Raw genomic sequence first — 4,586 nt, forward strand, 5'->3', positions numbered from 1 at the left:
GGGTCCTTCCCCGAGTGGCGGGGGGCGGGAGGGTCCTCTCTCATGCCGCCGACGGTAGCCCCGGCTGGGTGGTGCGGCAGATACGCGACGGCCCTCCTGCAGGGTCCCGCCGCGAGCTCGCGAGTGGCGGGGGCAGGAGGGTCCTTTCTCAGACCTCGTACTGGACGGCGCTGCGCGCGGCGAGGATCGGCTTCACGTGGTCGGCGATGACCTGCAGGTGCACCGGGTGGTCGGCGTAGCGCCGCCAGGCCTCGACGTCGGGGAAGTCGGCGACCAGGGCGGTGTGCGCGTTGCCCTCGCGCAACCCGGCGTCCGGGCCGACCGCGAAGGAGGTCATCCCGCCCACCTCCTCGGGCAGCCGGCGCAGGGCGGCCAGGGTCTGTTCCCGGCGCTCCTCGTCGGCGTCGTCGGACCAGGTGAAGAGGACGACGTGGCGCAGCATGCCGCCACCCTGTCAGGCACCGGGACGGCGCCGCAGCACGGGGCTCCCCACAACGGCCGGTGACGACGGCTGGTTAGAGTCGCCGACCATGGGACGGCCGCTGCGCATCGCACTGCTGTCCTACCGCAGCAAGCCGCACAGCGGTGGCCAGGGCGTCTACGTGCGCGCCCTCTCCCGCGAACTCACCGCCCTCGGGCACGGGGTCACCGTGTTCAGCGGCCAGCCCTACCCGGAGCTGGACGACGGCGTGCCGCTCACCCGCGTGCCGAGCCTGGACCTGTACCGGGAGCCCGACCCGTTCCGCACCCCGCGGCCCTCCGAGTTCCGCGACCGGATCGACGTCCTCGAGTACGCCACGATGTGCACGGCCGGCTTCCCCGAGCCGCTCACCTTCAGCCTGCGCGCGGCCCGGCTGCTGCTCCTCCAGGCGCCGCTGTACGACCTGGTCCACGACAACCAGAGCCTGGGCTCGGGCCTGCTGCAGCTCACCCGCGCCGGCGTGCCGACGGTGGCCACCGTGCACCACCCGGTCGCCATCGACCGCGACCTGGAGCTGGCCGCCGCGCCGTCCCGGCGTCGCCGGCTCACCCTGCGCCGCTGGTACGGCTTCACCCGCATGCAGGCCCGCGTCGCTCCGCGGCTGGACGGCGTCACCACCGTCTCGGAGAACTCCCGCCGCGACATCGAGACCCACCTCGGCGTCCCGGCCGAGGGCATCTCGGTCATCCCGGTGGGCATCGACCCCGACGTCTTCACCCCGCCGCCGGCCGACCGGCCCCGCGATCCCGACTCGATCGTCGTCACCACCAGCGCCGACGTCCCGCTCAAGGGGCTGGTGCACCTGCTCGAGGCGGTCGCGAAGCTGCGCACCGAGCGGGCGGTGCGGCTGACCGTCGTCGGCAGTGCGCGGCCCGGTGGGCCGGCCGAGGCCGCGCTCGACCGGCTGGCGTTGCGCGACGCCGTCCGCTTCACCGGCCCGCTGCCCGAGGCCGACCTGGTCCGGCTGCTGCAGACCGCCGCCGTCGTCGCCATCCCCTCGCTGTACGAGGGCTTCTCGCTGCCGGCGATCGAGGCCATGGCCTGCGGCACCGCGCTGGTCACCACCGACGCGGGGGCGCTGCCCGAGGTGGTGGGCAGCAAGGCGGGCCTGCGCGTCCGCGCCGGGGACGTCGGCGAGCTGACCGCGGCGCTGCAGCTGGTCCTCGACTCGCCGTCCTTCGCCGACCAGCTGGGCCGGGCCGGACGGCGCCGGGTGCTGGCCTCCTACACCTGGCGGTCGACCGCCGAGCGGACGGCGGAGTGGTACCGCGAGGTGCTGGACCGGAGGGGACGGCGGGGATGACGGCGAGCCCCCGAGGCGACCGGGAGGGCGTCGCTTGCTGACCGTGGACTACGACCGGCTGGACCTGCGACCGGGGATGACCGTCCTCGACCTGGGCTGCGGCGAGGGCCGGCACGCGTTCGAGGCCTACCGGCGCGGCGCCCGGGTGGTCGCCGTCGACCGGGGCGTGTCCGAGGTCGAGACGACGAAGCGCTGGCTGGGCGCGATCGCGCAAGCCCGTGAGGCCCCGGCCGGCGCGGCGTACGAGGTGGTGCGCGGCGACCTGCTGGCGCTGCCCTTCCCCGACGAGAGCGTCGACCGGGTGATCGCCTCCGAGGTGCTCGAGCACATCCCCGACGACGCGACCGCGCTGGCCGAGATCGCCCGCGTGCTCAAGCCCGGCGGCACGGTCGCCGTGACGGTGCCGCGGTACGGGCCGGAGCGGGTCTGCTGGGCGCTCTCGGACGCCTACCACGCCGACGAGGGCGGGCACATCCGGATCTACCGCGGCGACGTGCTCCGCGCCCGGCTGTCCGCCGCCGGCATGGTCCCCGGTGCGCAGCACCACGCGCACGCGCTGCACGCGCCGTTCTGGTGGCTCAAGTGCGCCGTCGGCGTCGAGCGCGACCCGGCCGCCGTCCGTGCCTACCACCGGCTGCTGGTGTGGGACCTGACGGAGCGGCCGTGGGTGACCCGCACCGCCGAGCGGCTGCTCGACCCGGTGATCGGCAAGAGCCTCGTGGTGTACGCGTCGAAGCCCGCGGTGGCGGCCACGGCGAGCGCGACCGAGCTGGAGCGGACCGCTGTCTGAGCTGCTCCCCGAGCTGCCCGGCGTGCTCGGTGGGGAGCAGGTGCGCGCGACCGTGGCGGCGATCGCGGCCGAGCAGGACGCCGACGGCGCGCTGCCCTGGTTCCGCGGCGGCCAGTTGGACCCGTGGGACACGGTCGAGGCCGCGATGGCCCTCGACGTCGGCGGCGAGCACACCCGGGCGCGGGCGGCCTACCGCTGGCTGGCCCGCCGGCAGCGGCCCGACGGGTCCTGGGCGGCCGAGTACCGCCATGGCGTCGAGACATCCCCCGCCGCGGAGAGCAACCACGCCGGCTACCTGGCGGTCGGCGTCTGGCACAGCTGGCTGGTCACCCGCGACCACGAGGGGGTCGCCGCCCTGTGGCCCGCCGTGCGCCGCGGCCTGGACCTGGTCACCCGCATGCAGCTGCCCGGCGGCGCGGTCGGCTGGGCGCTGCGCCCCGACGGCACCGCCGACGACACCGCGCTGCTCACCGGGAACGCCAGCCTGTTCCAGGCGCTGCGCTGCGGGGTCGCCCTGGCCGGCCTGGTCGGCGAGCCGCAGCCGGACTGGGAGCTCGCCGTCGCCGACCTCGGTGCCGCGCTGCGCACCCGCCCCGACGCGTTCGCCGACCGGTCGCGCTACTCGATGGACTGGTACTACCCGGTGCTCGGCGGCGCGGTCACCGGCGAGGCGGCCGACGCCCGGCTGGCGGCCGACTGGGACCGCTTCGTCGTCCCCGGGCTGGGCGCGCGCTGCGTGGCCGACCGGCCCTGGGTCACCGGCGCGGAGACCTGCGAGCTGGCGCTCGCGCTGGCCGCCGCCGGCCGGCCGGACGCCGCGCTGGAGCAGGTGGCCGCCATGCAGCACCTGCGGGCCGACGACGGCTCGTACTGGACCGGCTACGTCTACCCCGACGACGCCCGCTGGCCGGTGGAGCGGACGACGTGGACCGCGGCGGCCGTCGTCCTCGCCGCTGACGCCCTCTCCGGCGCCACCGGGGCGTCCGGCCTGTTCACCGACCCGGGCGCACTGCCCGCCGCCGGGATGCGAGGCTCACAGGAGACCGCCGGTTGGCTGCCCGGCGCCGCGGGCAGAGGGACGCCGTGAGCAGCTCTCCGCGCCCCGGCGACGTGGCCGTCGTCGTCATGAGCCAGAACCGTCGCGAGGACCTCCTGCGCACGCTGCCGCGCCACGAGGCGCCGGTCGTGCTGGTCGACAACGCCTCCACCGACGGCACCGTCCAGGCGGTGCGCGCCGCCCTGCCCGAGGTGACCGTCGTCCCGCTGGAGCGCAACGTCGGCTCGTACGCGCGCACGCTCGGCGTCGAGCGCGCCGGCACCCAGTTCGTGGCCTTCGCCGACGACGACTCGTGGTGGGCGCCCGGTGACCTCGCTCGCGCGGTGGAGGTCATGCGCGCGCACCCGCGGCTGGCGGTGCTCAACGCGCGGATCCTGGTCGGCCCCGAGGAGCGGCTCGACTCGTTCTGCACGGAACTGGCGCGCAGCCCGCTGGGGACGCCCGAGGACCTGCCCGGCCCGGCGCTGCTGGGCTTCATCGCCTGCGGCGCGATGGTGCGCACCGAGGCGTTCCTCGCCGTCAGCGGGTTCGACCCCGTCGTCCGCTTCCCCGGCGAGGAGGAACGGCTCTCCCTCGACCTGGCCGCGGCCGGCTGGGGCATCGCCTACGTCGACTCGGTGACCGTGCACCACCACCCCTCGCCGCGGCGGTCGGCACCGGAGGTCCGGCGGACGGCGATCTGGCGCAGCCGGCTGCTCACCGCGGTGATGCGCCGTCCGTGGCCGGAGGTGGCGGGCCTGGTGCTGACGGCGCTGCGGACCGGGGCATCCGAGCGCCGGGGGCTGCTGCGCGCGCTGCCGGAGGTACCGGCCGCGCTGCGCCGCCGCCGGGTGATCCCGGAGCGCGTCCGCGCCGACCTGCGCGTGCTGGCGGAAGCGGCATGAAAGAGGACCCTCCTGCCCCCCACCACTCGGGGAAGGACCCCGTCCTCCCCACCCCTCGCACGCTCGGGGTG

The 4,586-nt window shown here is 76.1% G+C and carries 5 protein-coding genes; 4 read left to right on the forward strand and 1 reads right to left on the reverse strand.

Going from position 1 to position 4,586, the window contains the following annotated elements; translation table 11 throughout:
* Window positions 1-148 precede the first annotated feature (148 nt).
* Entirely contained in the window at window positions 149-442 is a 294-nt protein-coding gene (locus CNO22_RS25670; protein ID WP_012949601.1) for a Dabb family protein, read from the reverse strand.
* 88 nt (window positions 443-530) lie between these two features.
* On the opposite strand from CNO22_RS25670, the gene CNO22_RS25675 reads away from it, so the two are divergent.
* Genes CNO22_RS25675 through CNO22_RS25690 form a run of 4 tightly spaced genes read left to right on the forward strand, consistent with a single transcriptional unit; the run spans window position 531 to window position 4,515 of the window.
* Window positions 531-1,784: a glycosyltransferase family 4 protein gene (locus tag CNO22_RS25675; protein ID WP_100502088.1), complete on the forward strand. Its 1,254-nt coding sequence runs from the start codon at window positions 531-533 to the stop codon at window positions 1,782-1,784.
* 43 nt (window positions 1,785-1,827) lie between these two features.
* Entirely contained in the window at window positions 1,828-2,574 is a 747-nt protein-coding gene (locus CNO22_RS25680; RefSeq protein ID WP_232807356.1) for a class I SAM-dependent methyltransferase, read from the forward strand.
* A gap of 40 nt (window positions 2,575-2,614) precedes the next feature.
* Window positions 2,615-3,661 carry a prenyltransferase/squalene oxidase repeat-containing protein gene (locus tag CNO22_RS25685; protein WP_232807355.1) on the forward strand — a complete coding sequence of 349 codons (1,047 nt, stop codon included), beginning with the start codon at window positions 2,615-2,617 and terminating at the stop codon, window positions 3,659-3,661.
* Window positions 3,658-4,515 carry a glycosyltransferase family 2 protein gene (locus tag CNO22_RS25690; protein WP_100502093.1) on the forward strand — a complete coding sequence of 286 codons (858 nt, stop codon included), beginning with the start codon at window positions 3,658-3,660 and terminating at the stop codon, window positions 4,513-4,515. The genes CNO22_RS25685 and CNO22_RS25690 overlap by 4 nt, the downstream gene beginning before the upstream one ends.
* Window positions 4,516-4,586 lie beyond the last annotated feature (71 nt).

The sequence above is a fragment of the Geodermatophilus chilensis genome (genome assembly GCF_002802985.1).
Lineage (GTDB): Bacteria > Actinomycetota > Actinomycetes > Mycobacteriales > Geodermatophilaceae > Geodermatophilus > Geodermatophilus chilensis.